Here is a 23838-nt window from a genome sequence, read left to right on the forward strand (position 1 = left end):
TAAGACGCCGCTCATGACGCCAGCCTCCCTGACCGCCACCACCCTGGACGAAGAAACCGCGCGCGCCGAGGTCTACGGCCTGCTGGCCGCGCTGTATTACGCCGCGCCCTCGGCCGAGCTCTATGACAACCTGCGCGTCGCCGTGACGGCCGCGCCCGCCGAAGGCGCGCTGCTCGAAAGCTCCTGGGGTGAGCTGGTGGCCGCGGCGCGCGCACAAAGCCGGGAGGCCATCGCCCAGGAGCACGATGCGCTGTTTGGCGGCGTGGGCAAGCCCGAGCTATACCTCTTTGGTTCTCATTACCTCAGCGGTTTCCTCAACGAAAAGCCGCTGGCCGCCCTGCGCACCGAACTCGCGGCGCTGGGCCTGGCGCGCGACGAGGCCATGCCCGAGACCGAAGACCATGTGGCCTACCTCTGCGAAGTCATGCGCTACCTGATCGCCGGCGACGACGTGGCCGTGGCCAACCTCACGCGGCAGCGCGAGTTTTTCGCGCGCCACCTGCAGCCCTGGCTGCCGCTGATGTGCGAGGCCATCACGCAACACCCCAAGGCGCGCTTTTACGCGGCGTTGGCGGCCTTCACGCAGGTTTTCATGAGCGTCGAGGCCCAAGGCTTCGACATGCTGGCCTGAGGGTGTGCCGCTCGCAGCGGCGAATGTTTTCTCAATATGAGACAGCCCGTGGCGGCGCGATCATAAGATAGCCTATCGTTTTCCCTAGCCCCCCGGATTGAGTCGGACAATCCATTGTGGCGCAGGGCCCTCTGACGTACAGTACTATGCAAACGGTTGCATACCGAGCAAGCCTTCCCCTGGAGAACACCATGCAGGACAGCCAGCCAAAACCCTCGCGACGGGGATTCTTTTTCGGTGCCGCCGCCACAGGCGCGGCCGCAGCGGCCGTCGTGGCCCTGCCCGGCGTACCAGCCCTTCAAGCCGAACTCCCGGCGCCCAAGCCGGCCCCTGAAAAAGGCGGCGGCTACAGCCTCTCGGAACACGTCCAGCGCTACTACAAGACCACCCGCGTCTAGCCCGTTCGACCGCCAGCACCCGGCCCGGTTTCACTTTCCCACGGAGAGCTTCATGCTGCTCACGAAAAAAACTTCCGAAGTCCATCCCGCGCACCGCGCCTCCACGCGTTTTGTGCACAGCCTGTCGCGGGGCCTGTCCAATGCCCTGCCCACCATGGACCGCCGCGCCTTTTTGCGCCGCTCCGGCCTCGGTGTCGGCGTGGGCCTGGCCGCGACGCAGCTGAGCCTGGTCAAAAAAGCCGAGGCCGCCACGCCCGGCGCTACCGAGGCCGGCGGCAAGATAGAAGTCAAGCGTACGGTGTGCGGCCATTGCTCGGTCGGCTGCGCGGTCGATGCCGTGGTCGAAAACGGCGTCTGGGTGCGCCAGGAGCCGGTGTTCGACTCGCCCATCAACCTGGGCGCGCACTGCGCCAAGGGCGCAGCGCTGCGCGAGCACGGCCACGGTGAGTACCGCCTGCGCTACCCCATGAAGCTGGTGAACGGCAAGTACGAGCGCATCAGCTGGGACACGGCGCTGAACGAAATCAGCGCCAGGCTGCTCGAGCTGCGCAAGGAAAGCGGCCCCGACTCGGTCTACTGGGTGGGCTCGTCGAAGCACAACAACGAGCAGGCCTATTTGATGCGCAAGTTCGTGAGCTTCTGGGGCAGCAACAACTGCGACCACCAGGCCCGCATCTGCCACTCGACCACGGTGGCCGGCGTTGCCAACACCTGGGGCTACGGCGCCATGACCAATTCCTACAACGACATGCAGAACAGCAAGTGCGCGTTGTACATAGGCTCGAATGCGGCAGAGGCCCATCCGGTCAGCATGCTGCACATGCTGCACGCCAAGGAAACCGGCTGCAAGCTGATCGTGGTGGACCCGCGCTTCACGCGCACGGCCGCCAAAGCCGACGACTACGTGCGCATACGCTCGGGCTCGGACATTCCCTTCCTCTTCGGCGTGCTGTACCACATCTTCAAGAACGGCTGGGAAGACAAGAAGTACATCAACGACCGCGTCTACGGCATGGACAAGGTCAAGGCCGACGTGATGGCCAAGTGGACGCCCGACAAGGTGCTGGAAGCCTGCGGCGTGGACGAGGCCACCACGCTCAAGGTGGCCACCATGATGAGCCAGAACCGCCCCAGCACCATCGTCTGGTGCATGGGCCAGACCCAGCACACCATAGGCAACGCCATCGTGCGCGCCTCCTGCATCCTGCAGCTCGCGCTGGGCAATGTCGGCAAGTCCGGCGGCGGCACGAATATTTTCCGCGGCCACGACAATGTGCAGGGCGCGACCGACGTCGGCCCCAACCCCGACTCGCTGCCCGGCTACTACGGCCTGGCCGAAGGTTCGTGGAAACACTTCGCCAAGATCTGGGGCGTGGACTTCGACTGGATCAAGGGCCGCTACGCCTCGGCCGCCATGATGGGCAAGCCCGGCATCACGGTGTCGCGCTGGATAGACGGCGTGCTGGAGAAAAACGAGCTGATAGACCAGGAGTCCAACCTGCGCGGCGTGTTCTTCTGGGGCCATGCGCCCAACTCGCAGACGCGCGGCCTCGAGATGAAGCGGGCCATGGACAAGCTGGACCTGCTGGTGGTGGTGGACCCGTACCCTTCGGCCACCGCGGCCATGGCCGCCATGCCCGGCAAGGCCGAAGACCAGAATCCCAAACGCGCGGTCTACCTGCTGCCGGCCGCCACGCAGTTCGAGACCAGCGGCTCGGTGACCGCCTCCAACCGCTCGCTGCAATGGCGTGAGAAGGTCATAGAGCCGCTGTGGGAAAGCCGCAGCGACCACATGATCATGCACCAGTTCGCCGAAAAGCTCGGCTTCGCCAAGGAGCTGTCCAAGAACTACAAGATGCAAAAGGTCAAGGGCATGGACGAGCCCGTGCCCGAGGACATCCTGCGCGAGATCAACAAGACCTGCTGGACCATAGGCTATACCGGCCAGAGCCCGGAGCGCCTGAAGGCGCACATGCGCAATATGCACCTGTTCGACGTCAAGACCCTCAAGTCCAAAGGCGGCAAGGACAAGGAAACCGGCTACGACACCACGGGCGACTATTTCGGCCTGCCCTGGCCGTGCTACGGCACCCCGGAGCTCAAGCACCCCGGCTCGCCCAATCTTTATGACACCTCCAAACACGTCATGGACGGCGGCGGCAACTTCCGCGCCAACTTCGGCGTCGAAAAAGACGGCGTCAACCTGCTGGCCGAAGACGGCTCCTGTTCGCTGGGCGCCGAGATCGCCACCGGCTACCCCGAGTTCGACCACCTGCTGCTCAAAAAACTCGGCTGGTGGGACGACCTGACCGACGCCGAAAAAACCGCGGCCGAGGGCAAGAACTGGAAGACCGACTCTTCCGGCGGCATCATCCGCGTCACCATGAAGCTGCACGGCTGCCATGTGTTCGGCAACGCCAAGGCGCGCGCCGTGGTCTGGAACTTCCCCGACGCGATCCCGCAGCACCGCGAGCCGCTGTACGGCAACCGCGCCGACCTGCAGGCCAAGTACCCCACGCATGACGACAAGAAAGCCTTCTGGCGCATGCCCACGCTGTACAAGACCATCCAGCAGAAAAACATCGCCGACAAGGTGCACGAGAAATTCCCGCTGGTCATGACCTCGGGCCGGCTCGTCGAGTACGAGGGCGGCGGCGAGGAAACCCGTTCCAACCCCTGGCTGGCCGAGCTGCAGCAGGAGATGTTCATCGAGATCAACCCCAAGGTGGCCGCCGAAAAAGGCATACGCAACGGCGAACGCGCCTGGGTCAGCACCCCCACGGGCGCGCGCCTGAACGTGCAGGCCATGGTGACCGAGCGCGTGGGCCCCGACACGGTGTTCATGCCCTTCCACTTCTCGGGCCGCTGGCAGGGCGCCGACATGCTGGCCTACTACCCCAACGGCGCGGCGCCGGTGGTGCGCGGCGAAGCCATCAACACGGCGACGACTTACGGTTACGACAGCGTCACGATGATGCAGGAAACCAAGACCACCGTCTGCAACGTCGAACGAGCATAAGGAATCACCATGGCACGCATGAAATTTGTCTGTGACGCCGAGCGCTGCATCGAATGCAACGGCTGCGTCACCGCCTGCAAGAACGAGAACGAGGTCCCCTGGGGCGTGAACCGGCGCCGCGTGGTGACGCTCAACGACGGTGTTCCCGGCGAAAAATCCATCTCGGTGGCCTGCATGCATTGCAGCGACGCGCCTTGCATGGCCGTCTGCCCGGTCAACTGCTTTTACCGCACCGACGAGGGCGTGGTGCTGCACGACAAGGACATCTGCATAGGCTGCGGCTACTGCTCCTATGCCTGCCCCTTCGGCGCGCCGCAGTTCCCGGCGGCGGGCACTTTTGGCGTGCGCGGCAAGATGGACAAATGCACCTTCTGCGCCGGCGGCCCAGAAGTCAACGGCAGCCAGGCCGAGTTTGAGAAATACGGCCGCAACCGCCTGGCCGAAGGCAAGCTGCCGGCCTGCGCCGAAATGTGCTCGACCAAAGCCTTGCTGGCCGGCGACGGCGATGTGGTCGCCGACATCTTCCGCAACCGCGTGGTGCAGCGCGGCAAGGGGGCAGAAGTCTGGGGCTGGGGCACGGCCTATGGGTCCAAACAAGCGGGCCAGCCGCCCGCGGGGGCCAAATCATGAGGCGCCTCGCGATACTGTTTTGCGTCACGGCGGCCTTCACTGTCTTGAGCGCTTGCGGCGAAAAGCCGCAAACCCTGGGTAGCGGCGCGCGAAGCGACACCGCGGCCTTCCAGGGCACCGACAATGCCTTCGCGGCGCCCGGCTGGACCAAGGGCGACAAGGCCAGCTGGGAGCAGGGCCTCAAGGCCCGGGCCCAGAACAGCCAGAACGAATACACCAAGACGGGCACGTCGAAATAGCGAGCGGAGGCCTTATGTTTCTTGCGCGACCCGTTCTCTTTCTGCTGGCAGCCGGCCTGGCCGGGCTGGCGGCAGCGCAGGCCCCTGCGCCGGCAGCCGCACCGCAGGCCCAGGGCGTTGTCGCTCCTGCCGCCGCGCCGGCGGCCACCAGCGGCATCCAGGGCCAGAACATTTTTGAGGTCAAGCCCGACGCCAGCGCCGATCCCAATTACGCCAAGCAAAGCAACGGCGAACGCGCCAAGGTCCAGCCCGGCAACAACGCGCCCATGTGGCGCCAGGTGGGCGAGGGCGTCACCGGCTACAGCAGCCTGCCCAAAAGCGAAGCGCCCGAAGCCGGCAACCTGATCCAGCCCTTTGTGCAGTACCCCGGCTCGCGCCTGACCAACGCCGGCGAGGCCTGGCGCCAGGTGCGCAACCATTGGATCATTCCCTACGGCGGTTCGCTGTTCCTGATCGTGCTGCTGGCGATCGCGATTTTTTACTTCAGCAAGGGTTCCATCAAGACCCACGGCGCCGACACCGGCCGCAAGATAGAGCGCTTCACGCCTTTTGAGCGCGCCGCGCACTGGTCCAATGCGATCGCGTTTTCCATCCTGGCGATCTCCGGCCTGGTGATGGCCTTCGGCAAGTTCTTCCTGCAGCCCGTCATTGGCGGTGCGCTCTTCGGCTGGTTGACCTGGGTGCTCAAGACTATGCACAACTTCGCGGGCCCGCTGTTCGCGGTGTCGCTGGTGATCGTGTTCTTCACTTTCCTGCGCGACAACTGGCCGCAAAAGGGCGACCTGCGCTGGCTGGCCAAGGGCGGCGGCCTGGTCACGGGCGGCGAAGAACCGCCTTCGAACCGTTTCAACGCGGGCGAAAAACTCATTTTCTGGGGCGGCGTGTTTTTCCTCGGCATCGTGGTCGTGTCCTCGGGTTTTGTGCTCGACAAGCTGCTGCCCGGCCTGGTTTACGAGCGCGCCACCATGCAGGTCGCGCACATGGTGCATGCCGTTGCGACCGTGCTCATGATGTGCATGTTCCTCGGCCACATCTACCTGGGCACCATCGGCATGCAGGGCGCCTACCAGGCCATGCGCACCGGTTATGTCGACGAGACCTGGGCGAAGGAACACCACGAATACTGGTACGACGACATCAAGGCCGGCAACATTCCGGCCCAGCGCAGCACCACGCCTGTTGATCCACCCGGCCAGATCGCGCAAGCTTGAAGAGCGAAATGAGGACGCCATGAAAAAACTCCTGACCCTGGGCCTGCTGGCCGCTGCGTCGGCCACGGTGCTGGCCAAACTGCCGCCGCTGAGCGACGAAGCCAAGGCCAAGGCCGCCGAAGCCGCCGCCAAGACGGCCTGGACCGGCAAGCTCGAGGCCTACCAGCTCTGCAAGGCGCAGGACAAGGTGGCCGCCGCTTATTACAAATCGGCAAAAGCCGCCGGCAAGGACACCAAGCCCCCCGCCGCCGCGCCGGCCTGCGCCTATCCCGGCCCCTTTGCCTACACCCCGCCTGAAGCCAAGCCGCTGGAAGCCGCCGGTGCGCATTCGCCGGCCGGAACGGCCACCAGCCCGCCCAGCACCAAACAGCCGGACGCGGTCGGCAACCCCGCCAAGAAGTCCTGAATCCTTCCCGCTCTTCAAAAAGCCGACTCCGCAAGGGCCGGCTTTTTTGTTGTAGTCTTGCCGCATGCCTTCGCCATCACCTTTGCCCCGCCTGACAAACGCCAGGGCGCCCCTGACCTGCGAGGTCCAGACCGTCAACGAATACGGCGAAACGCAGCAGGTCTCCATCCCGGCCGAGCGCGCGCTCACGGTGTATGTCGACAAGCGTGAACTCGTGACCTTGATGACGCTGGGCGCCCATCCCGAATTGCTGGTGCTGGGCTATTTGCGCAACCAGCGCCTGGTCAAGGATGTGGCCGACATTGACTCCATCACCGTGGACTGGGAGGTGGGCGCCGCCGCCGTCAAGACCCGCCACGGCATTGAGGACATCGAGGAAAAAACCGCGCGCCGCGTGGTCACCACGGGCTGCGGCCAGGGCAGCGTGTTTGGCGGCCTGATGGACGAGGTCGACGGCATTGTGCTGCCTGCCGATGCGCGCATCAGCCAGGGCCAGCTCTACGCCCTGGTCAACACCATACGGCTCAAGGAAACGACTTACAAATCCGCCGGCTCGGTCCATGCCTGTGCGCTGTTCGCGATGACGGACGGCGACCCCGAGATGCTGCTGTTTGTCGAAGACGTGGGCCGCCACAACGCCATAGACACCATCGCCGGCTGGATCTGGATGCAGGACAGCCCTGTCGTGAGCAAATCGGACAAGGTGTTTTATACGACGGGCCGCCTCACCAGCGAAATGGTCATCAAGTCCGCGCAAATGGGGGTGCCCATTGTGGTCTCGCGCAGCGGCATCACGCAGATGGGGCACCAGGTGGCGCAGACGGTCGGCCTGTGTGCCATTGGCCGGGCCACCCACAAACGTTTTGTCTGCTATGCCCATCCGCAGCGGCTCACGCTGCAGCCCGAGCTCGCTGGCGCCAGGCCGGCCTCTTTTTCCACCGTGCCGACATGATCGCTACAGATACCGACGTCCAGCCCACGCTTCCTGGAATTCCCGAAGCCTTGCCGATGCGCGGCAAGCCGGGCACCGGCCTCTCGCTGCTGCGCTGGGTGGGCGAGGGCCTGCGTGCGGGAGTGTTTTTGAAACCTCGCGTGGCGGGGAGTGCGCCCACGCCGCTGCAAGTGCTGCTCCTGACGGTGCTGGTCCTTGGTTTTGAACTGGCCTTGTCCCGCCTGGAAGTGGCCGGCCCCGCGCGCCTGGACTTGCAGGCGTGGCTGTCGGGCTGGTGGACCGCCGGCCTGTTCCTGGGCCTGGCCTGGTGGGCGCTTCCCACGCGGGGCACCGCGCCGGATGCCGGCCCGGATGAACCCTCTGGCGAAGGCCTGAAGGGCATCGCCGCCTGCTTTGTCCTGTGGCTGCTCTCATCGCTTCCGGCCACGGTGCTGTACCAGGGGGTGATTGCCGCCTTCGCCCAGGGTTGGGTCAAGAGTTCGGTGTTTTCGTCGCCATGGGTTTACTGGGGCTTTTACGGCCTGTTCATCACCTGGGGCGTAGGCACGGCCATCGTGCTGGTCTGGCGCTTTGCCGGGCCAGGCTGGCGCACGGCGGTGTTCGCGCTGGTGCTGGTAGTCTCCAGCGGCCTTATGGCCTGGCAATTCGAGGCCCGCACCTGGCAACAAGACTACGCCGCGCGCGGCAATGCCGATGACCGGCCCCGGCTGCAGCTGAGCCAGCAGACCTTTGAAGAACAGCAGGCGCTGTGGGAAAAAACCATGGCCGCCATCGCGCATGAGCGGCCTGGCGTGACCGATGTCTACGCCCTGGTGTTCGCCCCCTACGCCGCGGAAGACGTCTTCCTGCGTGAAAGCACCATGGTCAGCCGGGTGCTGGCCGAGCGCTTTGACGCCGAGGGCCGTGTGGTGCAGCTGGTCAACCACGCCAGCACCGCGCAGACCCACCTCTGGGCCACCGGGCTCAACATGGAGCGCGCCATCGACGCGATCGCCCAGCGCATGGACCGCAACAACGACCTGCTGGTGGTCTACATGACCTCGCACGGCGCCAGCGACTTCAAGCTGGCTGCCGCCCACTGGCCGCTGCAGGTGCCGCCTGTAAGTCCCGATGAACTGCGCGAGGCGCTGGACAGGTCGGGCATACGCCACCGCGTGATCGCGATTTCCGCCTGCTACTCGGGCGGCTGGGCCGACGCGCTGGCCGGCGACACCACGCTGGTCATGACGGCGGCCGACGCGACACATACCTCTTACGGCTGCGGCCGCCGCTCCGAGCTGACCTTTTTCGGCCGGGCCCTGTTTGACGAGCAGCTGCGCAAGACGCACTCCTTCGAGCAGGCTTTTGCGCGGGCCGTGCCGCTGATCAAGCAGCGCGAAATCGACGCCGGCAAGGAAGACGGCTTTTCCAACCCGCAGATCCGGGTGGGCGCCGGCATTGCGCCGGTGCTGCGCGCACTCGAAAAACGCCTGGACGCGCTGCCGCCGGCCGCCGCCGTGCCCGTGGCCGCCGCCAGCGCCGCCAGGCCATAACACCCGATACCCCGGCTCCAAACCCGGCCATCGCGCGGAGCCCCGGACTTTGCGTTATGGTCTGCGCATGAATACCCTTTTCCTCAAGCTCGGCTGGAAAACCATGCTGCGCGACCTGCGCGCGGGCGAGTTGCGCCTGCTGATCGTGGCCGTCACCCTGGCCGTCGCGGCGCTCACCGCCGTCGGTTTTTTTGCCGACCGGCTCAAGGGCGGCCTGCAGCGCGATGCGCGGCAGCTGCTGGGCGGCGACGCCGTGATCCGCAGCGACGGCCAGACCCCGGCGGCCTTTATCGCCAAAGCGCGGGAACTGGGCCTGCAGGGCATTTCCACCGTCACTTTTCCCACCATGGGCCGCGCCGGCGATGCCGACGGCGGCGCCAGCAAGCTGGTGGCCTTCAAGGCCGTGCCCCAGGGCTATCCCTTGCGCGGCAGCATGAAGGTGGCCGCCGGCCTGGACGAGCCCGGCGCCGACACGCGCGAGGTGCCGGCCCCCGGCACGGCCTGGGCCGATGCCTCGCTGCTCGACGCGCTGGGCCTCAAGCTGGGCCAGACCCTGCTGCTGGGCGATGCCGGCTTCAAGCTCACGCGCATCATCGTGCAGGAGCCGGACCGCGGTGCGGGCTTCATCAGCTTTTCGCCGCGCGTGATGGTCAACCAGGCCGATGTCGCGGCCACCAACCTGATACAGCCCGCCAGCCGCACCAACTACCGTTTTGCCGTCGCCGGTGATGACAAGGCGGTCAAGGCCTATGTGAAATGGGCCGACGCCGAAATCAAAAAACCGTTTGAACAATCCGGCATGCGCGGCGTGCGCCTGGAGTCGCTCGAATCGGGCAGCCCCGAGATGCGACAGACGCTGGACCGCGCCGAAAAATTCCTCAACCTCGTGGCGCTGCTGGCGGCCTTGCTGAGTGCGGTGGCGGTGGCGATTGTGGCGCGCGGCTTCGCGGCCAAGCACCTGGACGACTGCGCCATGCTGCGCGTGCTGGGCCAGCCCCAGCGCACCATCGCGCTGGCCTACACCTTTGAGTTCGTGCTGGCGGGCCTGTTCGCCAGCGCCCTGGGCGTGGCCCTGGGTTTTGCCGTGCATTACGGTTTTGTGCTGCTGCTGGCCGGCCTGGTCGAGACCGCGTTGCCGGCCGCCACCTTCTGGCCCGTGCTGTTCGGCATGGGCATGGGCCTCACGCTGCTGCTGGCCTTCGGCCTGCCGCCCGTGCTGCAGCTGGCCCAGGTGCCGCCGCTGCGCGTGATACGCCGCGACGTCGGCAACCTCAAACCCGCCTCACTCGCGGTGCTGGGCGTGGGCATGGCCGGTTTCGCGGCCTTGCTGGTGGCCGCCAGCAGCGACCTGAAGCTGGGCCTGATCGCCGTGGGCGGTTTTGCCGGCGCGGTAGGGGTGTTTGCCGTCGCCAGTTTTGCCGCCGTCAAGCTGCTGCGCGCCAGCGTGCATGAGGCGACCGCGCCGCGCTGGCTGGTGCTGGCCACGCGCCAGCTCTCGGCGCGGCCGGTGTACGCCGTGGTGCAGACCAGCGCGCTGGCCGTGGGCCTGCTGGCGCTGATGCTGCTGGTGCTGCTGCGCACCGACCTCATCAGCAGCTGGCGCAGGGCCACGCCGCCCGACGCGCCCAACCGTTTTGTCATCAACGTGCAGCCCGAGCAGGGCGAGGCCTTCCAGCAGGCCTTGCGCGACGGCGGCGTGAAAAAATTCGACTGGTACCCCATGATCCGCGGCCGCCTGATCGCGGTCAACGGCAAGCCCGTCACCCCCGACGACTTCGAGGACGACCGCGCCAAGCGCCTGGTGGACCGTGAGTTCAACCTCTCCAACAGCGCGGACATGCCCTCGCACAACCAGCTCAGCGGCGGGCGCTGGACGGCCGGCGAACAAGACGCCGTCAGCGTCGAGGACGGCCTGGCCAAGACCCTGGGCCTCAAGCTCGGCGACAGCCTGCGCTTTGACATAGGCGGGCAGGCCAGCGAAGCCAAAATCACCAGCCTGCGCAAGGTCGACTGGGGTTCCATGCGCGTCAATTTTTTTGTGATGTACCCGGTCGCCAAACTGCCGGCCGACGTGCCTGTCTCTTTCATCAGCGCCTTCCGCGCGCCCGAACCCGCGGCCGCCGTGGCCGGCCAGCCGCGCCCGCAAAGCTTTGACAACACCCTGGTCAAGGCCTTTCCCAACATCACCAATGTCGACATGAGCAGCACGCTGGCCCAGGTGCAGCGCGTGCTCGACCAGGTGATACGCGCGGTGGAATTTTTATTCGGCTTCACGCTCGCCGCCGGCCTGGTCGTGCTGTTCGCCGCCATCACCGCCACCCGTGAGGAGCGTGCCAAAGAATTCGCCATCATGCGGGCCGTCGGGGCGCGAGCCTCGCTGCTGCGCCAGGTTCAGCGGGCGGAGCTGGCCGGTGTCGGCCTGCTGGCCGGCTTTCTGGCCTCTGTCGTTGCGCTGGCCGTGGGATGGGGCTTGGCGCGGTTTGTGTTTGATTTCAGCTGGAGTGGGTCTTGGACGGTGCCGGTTTTTGGCAGTCTGGCCGGGGCTGTGCTGGCCTTGGCTGCGGGGTGGTGGGGTTTGAGGTCGGTTTTGAATACGCCGGTGGTGGAGACTTTGCGGAAGGCGCAGTGACGGCGGGGTGGACCGTATTGGCCCCACGCCGGAACCGGCTCCTCGACCATTTGATAATCCCCCCATGCAGATAGAAGAACGTCCTCCCGGAAACCCTCCCTTTGAAACCCCTTTTGCCTGGATAGGCGGCGAGGAGCGCGTCAAGGCGCTGGTTGAGCGCTTTTATGACTTGATGGACCTGGAGCCGGGCTACACAGCCCTGCGCGCCGCGCATGGCAGCACGCTGGACAATGCGCGCCAGCGCCTGTTCTGGTTTTTGTGCGGCTGGCTGGGCGGGCCGCAGTACTACACCGACCGTTTTGGCCATCCGCGCCTGCGCATGCGCCACATGCCGCAGCAGACCGGCGGCGGCTCCATCGGCATTGCGGAACGAGACCAGTGGCTGGCCTGCATGGACCAGGCCATGCGCGAGACCGGGGTGGATGAAGGCCTGCGCACGCGGCTCAATGCGTCTTTTTTCCAGACGGCCGACTGGATGCGCAACCGGGGCGAATAAGCCGCGACAATTGCCGCGATATCATGATCGGCTATCGAATTGATCACAATTGTTCAGATGACAGTCATTCAACAATGACAAACAAACTGCGGCAAACTCCGGATCGGAATGGATCGGCAACATTGTTGTGCCTGGCGTTCAATTTTTTTGTTGTGGCATTTCCGGTGATCTTCTCTCTGGTTGGATCGAAAGCAAAACCATTTTTATGGGTCACAGCAGCTGAATCGCTGTTGCTGCTGATGGTGCCCTTGATCATTGTGAAACGATGGGGCGTGTATTTTTTGTTGATATTGCCCATCACGTTTCTGGGAATGGTCTATCAACTTTATTTGAGAAGCTACGGTGCGCTCCCCAATAGTGATGCGCTCATGCTTGTCGTGAATTCCAGCCTGGAAGAGGTACTGGGGACTATCAAGGTATTTGGATGGACTGGAGTACTGGCTTTCTCCGCCGGTATTCTGGCGCTCTACCTCGGCGGCTGTGTGGTTCTCTGGAAAACTCGTGTAGCTGGTTTCAGATTCATCAATCTCTATGCAATTCTTCTTGTCGCCTTTGTGGCCGTTGTATCACCTGTTGTTGTCGCCAAGGTTCAATTTCCGTCGGAGGAAATTACAAACTCCATGGTGGAGCAGGTAATCTGGACGCATCCCATCGGGGCCTTGCAATACCTCGCATTGAACCTTCCTGATGCCCTGGAGAACCGGGGCCCTTCTATCCATAAATCGGCGTATGGGGTGACTTCGAAGAAAAACCTTGGGGAGGAAGTGTATGTCTTGGTTGTGGGTGAGGCTGCGAGATATGACACTTTCCATATCAACGGCTATGCCAGCCCGACTAGCCCGGAACTGGAAGAAATCGGCGTCGTCTCGATGCCGCATGTCCTGACGACGTCCAATCTGACCATGTATGCGGTACCCATGCTCATGACGGGTTTGGCTCCTGCTTCTTACCGGGAGGATGCCATTCACGGGAGCATTCTGGATTTATTCAAGGAGGCGGGCTATTCGACCGCATGGTTGGTGAACCAAGACATCAATGTTGGACGCATATTTGGACCCAATCCAGACTTTTTTTATTACCCCTTGGATGGAAAGCAGACCGTATTTGGAAGGTCCTTGCCTGATGGGGTGTTGCTTCCGAAACTGGCGGCTGTTTTACGCGGTAGTGGGAAAGCCCAATTTATCGGTCTGCACACTTCAGGATCACATTGGGAATACGAAAACAGGTATCCCGATGAATTCGATACCCGGAACAGCAAGGCACAAGCTAAACAAAGAGCTGCTCAATCATTGATGACCCGCAATACGGAGGCCATGGTTCGCCCTGCGTATGAGGACTCCATCAGATATACCGATCATGTTGTTGCCCAGGTTATTTACCAAGTCGCCGCCACACATAAAAAGGCGATCGTCGTCTATGTCCCGGACCACGGGGAAAATTTCTTTTCTTCGGACGTTGCAGCCGGTCACGGTTCACCCAGTATGAGCAAAGGTGAATTGCATATTCCCGCCTTTATCTGGGCAAGCCAGGAATATCAAACGCAGGAACCCGAGAAATGGAAAACTCTTCTTGCCAATGCAAAGAGGCCTTTCACTTCAGATGGGGTTTTCCATACGATCGCGGACATGGCCGGACTGGACTTTCCGGAGCTTGATAAAACCCGGAGTTTGGGTTCTGAACGATACACCCCACGGGAAACCGTCACGATAAAAACCATCGCTGGGCTCAAAGATTTATCGGATTGCCGGAACTGCGAAGATATGTTGAAAGCTGGCCGATAAGTCCACCAGTTTTCGGCGGGCATATTTAATGCACGGCAGGCGACCGCTATAGCTTCAGCTCTGCACGAGCAGCACCACCAGCGCCCCGGCGCCGCCTTCGGCCGGCCTGGCCTGCACAAAGGCCAGCACTTCCTGCTTCTGGATCAGCCAGCTCTGCACCTTGCCCTTGAGCACCGGTGTCTTGCCCGGTGAACCCAAACCCTTGCCGTGCACCACGCGCACGCAGCGCCAGCCCATCTTGTGGGCGTCCTTGATGAAATCCGCCAGCGCCTCGCGCGCGTCCTCGCGGCGCAGGCCGTGCAGGTCGAGCTGGCCCTGTATGCTCCAGCCGCCGCGGCGCAGCTTGCGCACCACGTCGGGCCCCATGCCGGGCCGCCTGAAACTCAGCGCCTCGTCGGTGTCCAGCAGGGTTTCCACGTCAAACTCGTCGGAGATCGCCTCGCGCATCACCGCGAGTTCGTCGCGCTGCTGCTGCACCGGGATGGGCGCGGCCTGCTGCACCGGCAGCGCGGCCTTGTGGCCGGGCAGGTGTTTGGCGGGCAGGGCCTTGACGGGGCCGATGGCGCGAGAGAACAGCTCTTTCTCAGCTTTGGCTTTGGCCGCCGCGGCGGCCTTTACGGCGGCGGCTTCTTTTTCCAGTCGGGCCCGGGTTTCGATGGCCTGCTTGACGGCCTTGAGGTCCTGCAGGCTTTTGAGGGCGGGGGATTTCATGGACTTACCTTACAACATTCCCAGCTCGGCCATGGACACCGCCTGGGTGCTGGTCACCACGAAGTGGTCAAGCACGCGCACATCCACCAGCGCCAGCGCCGCCTTGAGGTTGTGCGTGAGCGCCTCGTCGGCGCGCGAGGGCTGGGCCCAGCCGCTGGGGTGGTTGTGGGCCAGCACCACGCTGGCGGCGTTCAGGGCCAGGGCGCGTATGACGACCTCGCGCGGGTAGACCGAGGTCTGGGTCAGCGTGCCGCGAAACAGCTCCTCGAGCACGATCAGCCGGTTCTGGCTGTCCAGAAACAGCATGGCGAAGACCTCGTGCGGCCGGCTGCCCAGCTGCAGCTGCAGGTAGTCGCGCACGGCCTGGGGCGTGTCGAACAGGGTTTTCTGGCTGAGGTTCTCGGCCAGCGCGCGGCGGGCCAGTTCCAGCACGGCGACCAGCTGCGAGCGCTTGGCTGCGCCGCCCAGTCCCTTGATGCGCTTGAGGCTGTCTGCCGTGGTATGCAGCAACCCGGCCACGCCGCCGAAGGTGTCCAGCAGCTCCTGGCCCATCTGCAGCACGTTTTTGCCGGGGATGCCGGTGCGCAGCAGCAAGGCCAGCAGTTCGGCGTTGCTGAGCGCGCCGGGGCCGCGGGCCAGCAATTTTTCGCGGGGGCGGCTGTCTTGAGGCAGGTCTTTCAGGATCATGGATCGATCTCTTGTTATGGGGCTGGCAGGGAGCGGCCAGGGGGGCACCGCGCAAAAAAGGCCAAAAAACCGGGTTTGGCCCGGTCAGGCCGTCCTTTCTACAATAGAGGCAGTTTACAAACATTGGCCCGCCGTTCCGGCCGGCCCCCGAAAGCCTCAGCCTTATGTCCACCGTGGAACTCTCCGCCGCCCCCTTGATCCAGCAGGGCTCTTTCCTGACCCTGCACTACCGCATGGCCGGGCCTTCGGTGGACGGCAAGCCGGGCGCCGACATCATCAACACCTTTGAAGGCAAACCCGCCACGCTGAGCCTGGGCACGGGTGAGCTCTCGCCGGCCATCGAGCAGCGCCTGCTGGGCCTGCCAGAAGGCACGCGCACCACCTTCGAGCTGCCGGCCGGCGAGGCCTTCGGCGAGCGCAACCCGGAACTCGTCCAATGGGTGGCGCGCAAGCTGCTCAATGAACTGGGGGACCCGGACGAGCAGTACAAGGTCGGCGACGTGGTGCAGTTCCCCACGCCCGACGGCATGGGCCAGTACGCCGGCGCGGTGCAGCAGGTCAAAGAGGGCGGCGATGCGGTGCAATTCGACTTCAACCACCCGCTGGCCGGCCAGCCCGTGGTGTTTGAAGTGCAAGTGATTGGTGTCCTATGACTGAATCGAAAAAACTCCCGCAAGAAATCCTGCTGGCCGAGCCGCGCGGTTTTTGCGCCGGCGTCGACCGCGCGATTGAAATTGTCGAGCGCGCGCTGACCAAATTCGGCGCGCCGATTTATGTGCGCCACGAGATCGTGCACAACACCTACGTCGTCAACGACCTCAAGGAAAAAGGCGCGATCTTCATCGAAGAGCTGGACGACGTGCCGCCGGGCGCCACGCTGGTGTTCAGCGCCCACGGCGTGAGCCAGGCCATCCAGAAGGAGGCCGAGCGCCGCGGCTTCCAGATTTTTGACGCCACCTGCCCGCTGGTGACCAAGGTGCATGTGGAAGTCGCCAAGCTGCACAAGGAAGGCTACGAGTTCATCATGATCGGCCACAAGGGCCATCCCGAGGTCGAAGGCACCATGGGCCAGCTTGAGAGCGGCATCCACCTGGTGGAGGACGCGGCCGACGTCTGGCGCATCACCCCGGCCCAGACCGAGCGCCTGGCCGTGGTCACGCAGACCACGCTGAGCGTGGACGACGCGGCCGAGATCAGCGCCGCCGTGAAGCAGCGCTTTCCGCAGGTGCGCGAGCCCAAGCAACAGGACATCTGCTACGCCACGCAGAACCGGCAGGACGCCGTCAAGGTGCTGAGCCCGCAGGTCGACATCCTCATCGTGGTCGGCAGCCCGACCAGCTCCAACAGCAACCGCCTGCGCGAACTGGCCGCCAAGCTGGGCACCGAAGCCTATATGGTCGATGATGCCAGCGAACTCAAGGAATCCTGGTTCGAGGGCAAGGGCCGGGTGGGCCTGACGGCCGGCGCCTCGGCCCCCGAAATCCTCGTCAAGCAGGTGATAGACCGTATCAAGGCGCTGGGCGCAGTGTCGGTGCGCAAGATGGACGGCATCGAGGAAACCATCAAGTTCCCGCTGCCCAAGGGCCTGAAGCTAGACGCACAAGGCCACATGCTGGAAGTCAACGACAGCCAGCTCCACCAACTCAGCTGAGTTTTTCCCATGACTGATCGCGATCACATCGAGCGCTGCCTGCGCGCGTTCAAGGCCGGCTACGGCCACTTCATCCGCCAGACCCCGCTGTGGCAATTGCCCGGCAAGGCGCTGGGCGTGGACTGCGGCGAGGTCTGGCTCAAGCTGGAGCACCTGCAGACCGGCGGCAGCTTCAAGGCGCGCGGCATGCTCAATCGCCTGCTGTCCAACCCCATCCCCGCCAGCGGCGTGATCGTCGCCTCGGGCGGCAATGCCGGCATCGCCACCGCGGCCGCGGCCCGTGAGCTGGGTGTGCGCTGCGAGGTGTTTGTGCCCGAAGTCTCACCCCCCGCCAAGCGCGCCAAGCTGGCCGCGCTGGGCGCCGAGGTGGTGGTGACGGGCGCGGCTTACGCCGACGCGCTCAAGGCCTGCCTGGCGCGCCAGCAGGAAAGCGGCGCGCTGCTCACCCATGCCTACGACCAGCCCGAAGTGCTGGCCGGTGCCGGCACCATGGCCGCCGAAATCGAGCAGCAGGGCGGTGTGCCCGACTCGGTGCTGGTCAGCGTGGGCGGCGGCGGCCTGATTGGCGGCGTCGCCAGCTGGTTCGAACAACGCAGCCGCGTGGTCGCGCTGGAGCCCGAGCTGGCACCCACGCTCTTCAAGGCCCGCGAGGCCGGCGAACCGGTGGACGTCGCCGTCGGCGGCATCGCCGCCGACTCGCTGGGCGCCCGGCGAATCGGCAGCCTGGCCTGGGAAGTCACCCAGGCCCATGTGCGCGACGCGCTGCTGCTGACGGACGAATCCATACGCGCGGCGCAGCTCTGGCTCTGGAAAGAGCTCAAGCTCGCCGTCGAACCCGCCGCGGCCCTGCCGCTGGCCGCGCTGCAAAGCGGCCGCTACCGCCCGCGCGCCGACGAAAAAGTCTGCCTCATCATCTGCGGCGCCAACCTGGACCCGGCCAGCCTCAACTGAGCCGAGCGGGCCCCCGCACAAAATACAATGGCCCCATGCTAGACATCAACCTGCTCCGCAAAGACCTGCCGTCGGCCATTCGCCGCCTGGAAACCCGCAAGACCCCGCAAACCTTCCTCAATGTGGAGGCCTTCCAGGCCCTGGAGGCCGAACGCAAGGCCTTGCAGATCCGCACCGAAGAGCTGCAGAACCAGCGCAATACCCTGTCCAAGCAGATCGGCCAGCTCAAATCCAAGGGCGAAGACGCCAGCGCCGTCATGGCGCAAGTAAGCGCTTCCAAGGCTGAACTTGAATCCTCCGCCACCCGGCTGGAGCAGATCCAGGCCGACATGCAGTCCCTGCTGCTGGCCGTGCCCAACCTGCCGCACGAGAGCGTGCCCCAGGGCGCGGGCGAAGCCGGCAATGTCGAGCTGCGCAAATGGAGCCCCATCGAAGGCCCGGGCGGCGAGCCGGCCGCGTTCGCCTTTGAGGTCAAGGACCATGTCGACGTGGGCCAGCCCCTGGGCCTGGACTTTGAACTCGGCAGCAAGCTCACGGGCGCGCGTTTTACCGTCATGAAGGGCCCACTGGCGCGCCTGCACCGCGCGCTCGCGCAGTTCATGCTCGACGTGCAGACCCAGGAGCACGGCTACACCGAGTGCTACACACCCTATATCGTCAACGGCGATTCGCTGCGCGGCACCGGCCAGCTGCCCAAGTTTGAAGAAGACCTGTTCGCCGTCAAGAAGGGCGGCCAGGAGGGCGCGGCCGAAGCCGAAAGCGTTTCGCTGTACCTGATCCCGACCTCGGAGGTCTCGCTGACCAATTTTGTGCGCGATGAAATCGTCGCCGAGTCGGACCTGCCGCTGCAGTTCACCGCGCACACGCCATGCTTCCGTTCGGAGGCCGGCAGCTACGGCCGCGACACGCGCGGCATGATCCGCCAGCACCAGTTCGACAAGGTCGAGATGGTGCAGGTCACCCATCCCGACAAAAGCTACGAGGCGCTGGAGGCCATGACCGGCCATGCCGAAGCCATCCTGCAAAAGCTGGGCCTGCCTTACCGCGTCATGCTGCTGTGCACCGGCGACATGGGCTTCGGCGCCAGCAAGACCTACGACCTGGAAGTCTGGCTGCCCGCGCAGAACACCTACCGCGAGATCAGCTCGGTCTCCAACTGCGAAGCCTTCCAGGCGCGCCGCCTGCAGGCCCGCTTCAAGAACGCGCAAGGCAAGAACGAGTTCGTCCACACCCTCAACGGCTCGGGCCTGGCCGTGGGCCGCACCCTGGTGGCCGTGCTGGAGAACTACCAGCTCGCCGACGGCTCGGTCGCCGTGCCGGCTGCATTGCAGCCCTATATGGGCGGCATCAAGGTGCTGACCCCAGCCGGGAAGTAGTTAACCGAGGAGTTCCAGCCCAGCCGGGGCCGCGGAACTGGCTTTGCCAGGCCGCAGGCGCAGCGGCCCCCTCTGGTGATGAAAGGGGCAGGGAGAGGCCGCAGGCTACACGAAGTGAGCGACCGTGGGGGCCACGTTCCAGGCCTGCTAGAATCACGGGTTCACTCTAGGAGAGGTGGCAGAGTGGCCGAATGTACCTGACTCGAAATCAGGCGTACCGCAAGGTACCGTGGGTTCGAATCCCACCCTCTCCGCCAAATTCGCATCCGGAACAATCCAGGTTGGTCTGAGAAATGCCTTAAAAGCCCCGTTGATCGGGGCTTTTTCGTTTCCGGCGGTTCAGCTGGCTTGGGCCTTGCGCCGGGCATCATCAGCGCCCTGCGAATGCGCGAACAGCAAGCCCCACAGGAAATAGGCGAATATTCCGGGATAGGGTTGCCTGAGCGTCACTTTGAAACTGCTGTCGACCAGCACCATGAAGGCGGTCATGCCCGCCAGCCACCAGATTTCAGCGGGCAGGGATTTTCGCTGCTGCCAGAGCTTGCACGCGGTCATGCCTACGAGTGCCGCCACGGGCAGCAGCCCGACCAGGCCAAGGTTGTAGACGATATCCAGGTACCAGTTGTGCGCGCTGGTGATGACGTCGCGCGAAGGTGGCTTGGTGTGGCCGAACAGCAAGCTGCGTGGGCTTTCGGTGATCCAGCCGCCGTAGAGCTTCCAGTCGTAGAGGCGCTGGGCCATGTTGCCGGGCAACTTTCCCTCGGCCACGTCCCGGAACTTTTGCACATAGGCATGGGCGTCGCCGAACCTGTCCGTATCGCCCTTGACGTTGCCGTAGTACAGGCTGCCCAGAAACACTGCCGCCGCGATGCCGGCGGCAATGGCCAGAAGGCCTGTCGCACGGCTGTGCGAGCGCTTCAGTACCGCCGCGCCGAAAAACAGCAACAGGAATCCCGCGTAAAAGCCAATGGCCAGAAAAGCGCCGCTGGCGAGTACATAAATTCCCGTGACGGCCGCCAGGACGCGCATCAGGTTTTTTTGGCGCTCCCATTGGTGCACCATGACAAAGCCGAATGCCACGGCCAGAACGATGGGCACGAACTGGATGTGCTGGTAAATGCTGAAAACATACAAATAATTCGTCAGCATCAAGCCGCCCTGGAGCCACCCGGCCAGCAGCTGCAAGGGCAACAGCACCAGCAGTACCCAGCAAAAAGCGCTGGCAATCGTTTTGCGTTCGGCGGCCAGAAACAGCCCGAACATGAAACCCATGGTGGGCAACAAGGTTTGCGCGGCGTACAGCAGCTTTGTCGCGTGGCCGTCCGGCGTGCCTTCCGCGAAGGCGAAGGACGCGGCCATGGCGCCCACAAAGGCGGCGATGAAGGCCATCGCCGGCCTTGCCGGGCCAAGGCTGCGCGCATGCGCGAGGATGCAGGCCACGCAGGCCGCGATGGAGATCGGCAGGGGCAGCGACCCCAGGATCCCGCCCGAGTCGTAGATCGGGTCCAGGTCGCGGTAAATGCCGCGGGAGAGCTGGATAAACAAGGGAAACAAAATGGCTGCGGCAACCAGCCAGGTCAAGGCGGGGAATATTTTTTTTGTCATTGCCATATTGTTACAGGACGTTGCGGCCATTTGCCACTGGCATCGGGTTCGTGTCGGCTGGCACGCGCGCTCACAAGTCGCCATGGCAAAAAAAAGCCCGGGACAAACCGGGCGTGGAAGCTGGCAAGGCCAGCGAGGGAGGGAGCGGCTCATGACAAGCCGCCAGATGAATATAGCTTCTCATTTTCCGGGGCCTTGTAGGAGAATGCCCAAAATGCATCCCCTGATGGTTTCCAATCCCGATTCCGTCGTGGCTGAGCTGATAGGCCGCATCGCGGCCATCGTGATGCGGACCTATGAGGTGGAGCAATTGTTGCCGCGGGGCTGTGAGCACCGGCTCTCGCTGGCGGGCCATGAACTGGTCAGCGCGATCTCGACGGATGCCGGGCGCATCGATTTTTCGTGCGAGCTGACACTGGAAGCCCGGGAGCGCGGCAGCTCCTTTCTGGTCAAGGTGCGGGGCCAGGCCGCCTATGAAAGCCCGGTCTGGCGCATCAACGAAATCTATGAGCTGGTGGTGGATCCGCTGGACCGGGGAGCGACCGGGCATGGGGATTTGCGATAAGAACCCAGGGCCGCGACTGTCGGCTTATGGCGCTGGATAAGTCCTAAGTACCAGCTTTTCCCGTGGTGATCGTGCCGGTTAGACCAAAGAAGGTGTTTTCCTACAGAGCCTGGCCCGCCTTGAGGTCTAAAGTGGGCACTGAGCAATCTGGTGCCTCCCCGCCGCAGTGGGGGCGGACGCCATGGCCATTCAAGGAGGACAACAAAGATGCTCGCACTGCTCAAGGTCAAGCTTCAGCCATCGGGGGAATACATCCTCAAGGAAGCCGGTCAGGACATGACCTTCAATCAAACCATAGGACCCTTGGCGGATGCGGGCGAGTTCTACCGGCGTGTCGCTTCGCGCATCGCCGAGCTGGCCCGGGCCGGCATGCAGATCAAGTACATAGACCACGGCGAGTACGACTCGCATCCCGGCGCACTCTGAGGCCCCGGGGGTGGCCGCGCACCCTCAGGCCAGCTCGAAATGCAGCAGCCGGATGGGATGAAGCTGCTCTTCGGCGAACTGGGTCTTGCCGATGGCGGCTTTTTCGAGGTCTTCCCGCTCCAGCTCAACCAGAACCAGCTCGTCTTCACGGGTGCGCAGGTAGATGCGCAGCTTGATGTCCTTGCTGGAAAGCAGCATGGAGTTTCCTTTGATGTCAGGGCTTGCGGTTGCGGCCGGGCCGGGCGCCGGCCGGCGCGCCAGGCGCCGCTGCCCTGTCGCGGGCGCCGGGCATGGTTACCGCGATCTTGCGGGTTTGCCGGAAAGCCAGGATCCTTGCCGCGGGGTCGCGGTAGCGGGAGGGCCACAAGGCCTGGGGCGTGGTGTCCAGGGCTTTGGCCACCAGTTGCTCGGCTGCCAGCCAGGGGCTGGTGAGCACGCGCTGGATGTGGCTGTAGCCGTTGTCGTGGGCGATCTTGCGAAGGCTGGTACCGCGCTTGCGCAAGGCAGCAATGACGTCGGCGGGGTGCATATCTTCCTGTGAGATTGTTGTTTTATTTATGCTCATGTCCACTATTTTGAGCTTGCGAGTCCTGAAGTCAAGCGCGGGCTGGCCCATAGTTATGAGTATTGCTTATATTTTTATGCATATCGGGTAAATGGAGGGGCTGAGGTTTGCATGTCTGTGTTCATTGACACAAAATAGTGTTCATGAGCACAAAAGACGCGGCGCCTTTCGATCAGGCGCCTACGGAAAAAGCGCCTGGCGCCCAGAACGCCGACCAGCCCTATCCCCTGGCCTCGGTGTCGCCCGTCAAGGCCGATGAGCCGGTGGCCTGGTACCGCTACCACGCCGCGGCGGCTGCCAGCAAGGAGGAGGTCAAAACCGTCAGGACGGAGGCGCGCAACGTTTTTATGCAGCAGTTCGGCCAGCGCTGCAGGGCCGCGCGCGGCGCCCGCGAGATCAACGACGTGGCGGCCGCGGTCGGCGTTCACCGCAACACCATCTGGAACGTCGAGCGCGGCGACAGCCTGCCCGATGCCTTCGAGCTGGAAGTGCTGGCCCGCGAATACAACACCACGCCGACGCAGCTGCTGGGCGGCCAGGCGCAGGATGCGGGCCGGTCCGCGGCTGTGCCCCATGGCGTGCGCGCGGTGAAGGTCGATGAGCTGATCTACGTCCCGCTGTTCGACCTGCGCGAGCAGGCGGAGGGGGCCGCCTTCACCGACGCCGACTCGGTGCTGGCCATGCGGCCTTTCGATGCGCAGTTCATACGCTACGACCTGGGCATCGCGCACGACGACCTGGCGATGTTCGGCGTGGTGGGCGCGTCCATGGAGCCGTGGCTGCATGCCAGGGATGCGGTGCTGGCGGACTTGCGCGACCGCGATGCGCTGACCGAGGGCGTGCACCTGATACGCCTGGACGGCGCGCTGCTGATGAAGCGGCTGCAGCGCCTGCCCGGAAAAATCCTGCGGGTCAGCAGCCACAACCCGGCCTACGAGCCTTTCGACATCCAGGGCCATGAGTCGGCCGACCGCGACTTCGCGGTGCTGGGCCGGGTGCGCTGGGCCGGCGTCACCTTCAACTGAGGGCCGCGCCGCCGTTTCGCCACGTGCCGCATCGCGCGGTGTTGCGGCTTTGCCGCGCCGCGCGCCGGCAAATATTTCCCTCGCGGCCTTGCCGCGTCACGGCCTAGGGTTGTTCCTATGCCCCGCCGGCGGGCAAGGCGGGACACTGTGGCGCCTCGCATCGCTATGCCGTGGTGCCGATGATTTTTGTCGCACAAACGTGCTACAGGTATAGGGCTTGGCCTGGCTGATTTTGCCGCACGCTTTCGCGGCTCCGCTCCCCTGCTTTTCCCCCGTATTACGGCTGAAACATGGCTGTTTAAATCAAAGGATATCGAGTACTATCGTTTTCGACTTGTTACACGTGTGAAAC

General features: G+C 64.2%; 24 protein-coding genes and 1 tRNA gene. 20 read left to right on the forward strand and 5 right to left on the reverse strand.

Annotation, left to right across the window (positions count from 1 at the left end; translation table 11 throughout):
• Window positions 1-13 precede the first annotated feature (13 nt).
• The 12 genes from AC1DUN_RS13215 to AC1DUN_RS13270 all read left to right on the forward strand — a co-directional run bounded on the left by AC1DUN_RS13215 (window position 14) and on the right by AC1DUN_RS13270 (window position 13924).
• A complete protein-coding gene (locus AC1DUN_RS13215; protein WP_477714333.1) occupies window positions 14-631 on the forward strand; it encodes a TorD/DmsD family molecular chaperone in 618 nt (205 codons plus the stop codon).
• A 191-nt stretch (window positions 632-822) separates the two neighbouring features.
• The gene (locus tag AC1DUN_RS13220; protein ID WP_477696339.1) at window positions 823-1029 is read left to right on the forward strand and encodes a formate dehydrogenase; all 207 of its coding nucleotides are present in this window, start codon (window positions 823-825) and stop codon (window positions 1027-1029) included.
• A 52-nt stretch (window positions 1030-1081) separates the two neighbouring features.
• Window positions 1082-4048, forward strand: a complete 2967-nt coding sequence (locus AC1DUN_RS13225) for a formate dehydrogenase subunit alpha (protein ID WP_477714334.1) — start codon at window positions 1082-1084, stop codon at window positions 4046-4048.
• A gap of 9 nt (window positions 4049-4057) precedes the next feature.
• Entirely contained in the window at window positions 4058-4678 is a 621-nt protein-coding gene (gene fdh3B / locus AC1DUN_RS13230) for a formate dehydrogenase FDH3 subunit beta (protein WP_007873612.1), read from the forward strand.
• Complete coding sequence (locus AC1DUN_RS13235; RefSeq protein WP_477714335.1) at window positions 4675-4917, forward strand: hypothetical protein; 243 nt, start codon at window positions 4675-4677, stop codon at window positions 4915-4917. The genes fdh3B and AC1DUN_RS13235 overlap by 4 nt, the downstream gene beginning before the upstream one ends.
• 14 nt (window positions 4918-4931) lie before the next feature.
• Window positions 4932-6128, forward strand: coding sequence for a formate dehydrogenase subunit gamma (locus tag AC1DUN_RS13240; RefSeq protein ID WP_477714336.1), 1197 nt, complete (start codon window positions 4932-4934; stop codon window positions 6126-6128).
• A 19-nt stretch (window positions 6129-6147) separates the two neighbouring features.
• Window positions 6148-6534 (forward strand): hypothetical protein, encoded by a 387-nt coding sequence (locus AC1DUN_RS13245; RefSeq protein WP_477714337.1) that lies wholly within the window; start codon window positions 6148-6150, stop codon window positions 6532-6534.
• Between the two features lie 64 nt (window positions 6535-6598).
• The gene (locus tag AC1DUN_RS13250; protein ID WP_477714338.1) at window positions 6599-7486 is read left to right on the forward strand and encodes a formate dehydrogenase accessory sulfurtransferase FdhD; all 888 of its coding nucleotides are present in this window, start codon (window positions 6599-6601) and stop codon (window positions 7484-7486) included.
• On the forward strand, window positions 7483-9018 hold the full coding sequence (locus AC1DUN_RS13255) for a C13 family peptidase (RefSeq protein ID WP_477714339.1): 1536 nt from the start codon (window positions 7483-7485) through the stop codon (window positions 9016-9018). Before AC1DUN_RS13250 ends, AC1DUN_RS13255 begins: the two co-directional genes overlap by 4 nt.
• 67 nt (window positions 9019-9085) lie before the next feature.
• Complete coding sequence (locus tag AC1DUN_RS13260; RefSeq protein WP_477714340.1) at window positions 9086-11647, forward strand: ABC transporter permease; 2562 nt, start codon at window positions 9086-9088, stop codon at window positions 11645-11647.
• A gap of 64 nt (window positions 11648-11711) precedes the next feature.
• Complete coding sequence (locus AC1DUN_RS13265; protein ID WP_477714341.1) at window positions 11712-12143, forward strand: group II truncated hemoglobin; 432 nt, start codon at window positions 11712-11714, stop codon at window positions 12141-12143.
• 74 nt (window positions 12144-12217) lie between these two features.
• Entirely contained in the window at window positions 12218-13924 is a 1707-nt protein-coding gene (locus tag AC1DUN_RS13270) for a phosphoethanolamine transferase (RefSeq protein ID WP_477714342.1), read from the forward strand.
• A 54-nt stretch (window positions 13925-13978) separates the two neighbouring features.
• Here AC1DUN_RS13270 and AC1DUN_RS13275 read toward each other — a convergent pair whose 3' ends face one another.
• Both AC1DUN_RS13275 and radC read right to left on the reverse strand, forming a co-directional pair.
• Complete coding sequence (locus AC1DUN_RS13275) at window positions 13979-14635, reverse strand: Smr/MutS family protein (protein ID WP_477714343.1); 657 nt, start codon at window positions 14633-14635, stop codon at window positions 13979-13981.
• 9 nt (window positions 14636-14644) lie between these two features.
• Complete coding sequence (gene radC, locus AC1DUN_RS13280) at window positions 14645-15322, reverse strand: RadC family protein (RefSeq protein WP_413330435.1); 678 nt, start codon at window positions 15320-15322, stop codon at window positions 14645-14647.
• Window positions 15323-15486: 164 nt separating this feature from the next.
• Between radC and AC1DUN_RS13285 the strand changes: the two genes are divergently transcribed.
• The 5 genes from AC1DUN_RS13285 to AC1DUN_RS13305 all read left to right on the forward strand — a co-directional run bounded on the left by AC1DUN_RS13285 (window position 15487) and on the right by AC1DUN_RS13305 (window position 19557).
• The gene (locus AC1DUN_RS13285; RefSeq protein WP_477714344.1) at window positions 15487-15975 is read left to right on the forward strand and encodes an FKBP-type peptidyl-prolyl cis-trans isomerase; all 489 of its coding nucleotides are present in this window, start codon (window positions 15487-15489) and stop codon (window positions 15973-15975) included.
• The gene (ispH, locus tag AC1DUN_RS13290; protein WP_477714345.1) at window positions 15972-16973 is read left to right on the forward strand and encodes a 4-hydroxy-3-methylbut-2-enyl diphosphate reductase; all 1002 of its coding nucleotides are present in this window, start codon (window positions 15972-15974) and stop codon (window positions 16971-16973) included. Before AC1DUN_RS13285 ends, ispH begins: the two co-directional genes overlap by 4 nt.
• Window positions 16974-16982: 9 nt before the next feature.
• The gene (locus tag AC1DUN_RS13295; RefSeq protein WP_477714346.1) at window positions 16983-17924 is read left to right on the forward strand and encodes a threonine/serine dehydratase; all 942 of its coding nucleotides are present in this window, start codon (window positions 16983-16985) and stop codon (window positions 17922-17924) included.
• Between the two features lie 35 nt (window positions 17925-17959).
• A complete protein-coding gene (gene serS, locus AC1DUN_RS13300) occupies window positions 17960-19300 on the forward strand; it encodes a serine--tRNA ligase (protein ID WP_477714347.1) in 1341 nt (446 codons plus the stop codon).
• A gap of 169 nt (window positions 19301-19469) precedes the next feature.
• Window positions 19470-19557: transfer RNA gene (locus AC1DUN_RS13305), tRNA-Ser, on the forward strand.
• 82 nt (window positions 19558-19639) lie between these two features.
• On the opposite strand, the gene AC1DUN_RS13310 is transcribed toward AC1DUN_RS13305, so the two are convergent.
• Window positions 19640-20905 carry a hypothetical protein gene (locus AC1DUN_RS13310; protein WP_477714348.1) on the reverse strand — a complete coding sequence of 422 codons (1266 nt, stop codon included), beginning with the start codon at window positions 20903-20905 and terminating at the stop codon, window positions 19640-19642.
• 226 nt (window positions 20906-21131) lie between these two features.
• Between AC1DUN_RS13310 and AC1DUN_RS13315 the strand changes: the two genes are divergently transcribed.
• Both AC1DUN_RS13315 and AC1DUN_RS13320 read left to right on the forward strand, forming a co-directional pair.
• Window positions 21132-21470, forward strand: coding sequence for a hypothetical protein (locus AC1DUN_RS13315; RefSeq protein ID WP_477714349.1), 339 nt, complete (start codon window positions 21132-21134; stop codon window positions 21468-21470).
• Between the two features lie 207 nt (window positions 21471-21677).
• Window positions 21678-21896: a hypothetical protein gene (locus AC1DUN_RS13320; RefSeq protein WP_074578065.1), complete on the forward strand. Its 219-nt coding sequence runs from the start codon at window positions 21678-21680 to the stop codon at window positions 21894-21896.
• A 24-nt stretch (window positions 21897-21920) separates the two neighbouring features.
• Here the strand turns inward: AC1DUN_RS13320 and AC1DUN_RS13325 are convergent, their stop codons facing one another.
• Both AC1DUN_RS13325 and AC1DUN_RS13330 read right to left on the reverse strand, forming a co-directional pair.
• On the reverse strand, window positions 21921-22094 hold the full coding sequence (locus tag AC1DUN_RS13325) for a hypothetical protein (RefSeq protein ID WP_175456127.1): 174 nt from the start codon (window positions 22092-22094) through the stop codon (window positions 21921-21923).
• A gap of 16 nt (window positions 22095-22110) precedes the next feature.
• Window positions 22111-22425, reverse strand: coding sequence for a helix-turn-helix domain-containing protein (locus tag AC1DUN_RS13330; protein ID WP_477714350.1), 315 nt, complete (start codon window positions 22423-22425; stop codon window positions 22111-22113).
• Window positions 22426-22604: 179 nt separating this feature from the next.
• Between AC1DUN_RS13330 and AC1DUN_RS13335 the strand changes: the two genes are divergently transcribed.
• Entirely contained in the window at window positions 22605-23486 is an 882-nt protein-coding gene (locus AC1DUN_RS13335; protein ID WP_477714351.1) for an XRE family transcriptional regulator, read from the forward strand.
• Window positions 23487-23838 lie beyond the last annotated feature (352 nt).

The organism is Polaromonas sp. P4_F6, from assembly GCF_056401275.1.

Coding starts and splice junctions, on each gene's coding strand:
- AC1DUN_RS13320 (WP_074578065.1), top strand. CDS start 21,678: ATGCTCGCACTGCTCAAGGTCAAGCTTCAGCCATCGGGGGAATACATC.
- AC1DUN_RS13295 (WP_477714346.1), top strand. CDS start 16,983: ATGACTGATCGCGATCACATCGAGCGCTGCCTGCGCGCGTTCAAGGCC.
- AC1DUN_RS13325 (WP_175456127.1), bottom strand. CDS start 22,094: ATGCTGCTTTCCAGCAAGGACATCAAGCTGCGCATCTACCTGCGCACC.
- AC1DUN_RS13330 (WP_477714350.1), bottom strand. CDS start 22,425: ATGCACCCCGCCGACGTCATTGCTGCCTTGCGCAAGCGCGGTACCAGC.
- AC1DUN_RS13255 (WP_477714339.1), top strand. CDS start 7,483: ATGATCGCTACAGATACCGACGTCCAGCCCACGCTTCCTGGAATTCCC.
- radC (WP_413330435.1), bottom strand. CDS start 15,322: ATGATCCTGAAAGACCTGCCTCAAGACAGCCGCCCCCGCGAAAAATTG.
- AC1DUN_RS13245 (WP_477714337.1), top strand. CDS start 6,148: ATGAAAAAACTCCTGACCCTGGGCCTGCTGGCCGCTGCGTCGGCCACG.
- AC1DUN_RS13310 (WP_477714348.1), bottom strand. CDS start 20,905: ATGACAAAAAAAATATTCCCCGCCTTGACCTGGCTGGTTGCCGCAGCC.
- AC1DUN_RS13240 (WP_477714336.1), top strand. CDS start 4,932: ATGTTTCTTGCGCGACCCGTTCTCTTTCTGCTGGCAGCCGGCCTGGCC.
- serS (WP_477714347.1), top strand. CDS start 17,960: ATGCTAGACATCAACCTGCTCCGCAAAGACCTGCCGTCGGCCATTCGC.
- AC1DUN_RS13270 (WP_477714342.1), top strand. CDS start 12,218: ATGACAAACAAACTGCGGCAAACTCCGGATCGGAATGGATCGGCAACA.
- AC1DUN_RS13335 (WP_477714351.1), top strand. CDS start 22,605: ATGAGCACAAAAGACGCGGCGCCTTTCGATCAGGCGCCTACGGAAAAA.
- AC1DUN_RS13220 (WP_477696339.1), top strand. CDS start 823: ATGCAGGACAGCCAGCCAAAACCCTCGCGACGGGGATTCTTTTTCGGT.
- AC1DUN_RS13275 (WP_477714343.1), bottom strand. CDS start 14,635: ATGAAATCCCCCGCCCTCAAAAGCCTGCAGGACCTCAAGGCCGTCAAG.
- AC1DUN_RS13260 (WP_477714340.1), top strand. CDS start 9,086: ATGAATACCCTTTTCCTCAAGCTCGGCTGGAAAACCATGCTGCGCGAC.
- fdh3B (WP_007873612.1), top strand. CDS start 4,058: ATGGCACGCATGAAATTTGTCTGTGACGCCGAGCGCTGCATCGAATGC.
- AC1DUN_RS13225 (WP_477714334.1), top strand. CDS start 1,082: ATGCTGCTCACGAAAAAAACTTCCGAAGTCCATCCCGCGCACCGCGCC.
- AC1DUN_RS13315 (WP_477714349.1), top strand. CDS start 21,132: ATGGTTTCCAATCCCGATTCCGTCGTGGCTGAGCTGATAGGCCGCATC.
- AC1DUN_RS13265 (WP_477714341.1), top strand. CDS start 11,712: ATGCAGATAGAAGAACGTCCTCCCGGAAACCCTCCCTTTGAAACCCCT.
- AC1DUN_RS13285 (WP_477714344.1), top strand. CDS start 15,487: ATGTCCACCGTGGAACTCTCCGCCGCCCCCTTGATCCAGCAGGGCTCT.
- AC1DUN_RS13250 (WP_477714338.1), top strand. CDS start 6,599: ATGCCTTCGCCATCACCTTTGCCCCGCCTGACAAACGCCAGGGCGCCC.
- ispH (WP_477714345.1), top strand. CDS start 15,972: ATGACTGAATCGAAAAAACTCCCGCAAGAAATCCTGCTGGCCGAGCCG.
- AC1DUN_RS13215 (WP_477714333.1), top strand. CDS start 14: ATGACGCCAGCCTCCCTGACCGCCACCACCCTGGACGAAGAAACCGCG.
- AC1DUN_RS13235 (WP_477714335.1), top strand. CDS start 4,675: ATGAGGCGCCTCGCGATACTGTTTTGCGTCACGGCGGCCTTCACTGTC.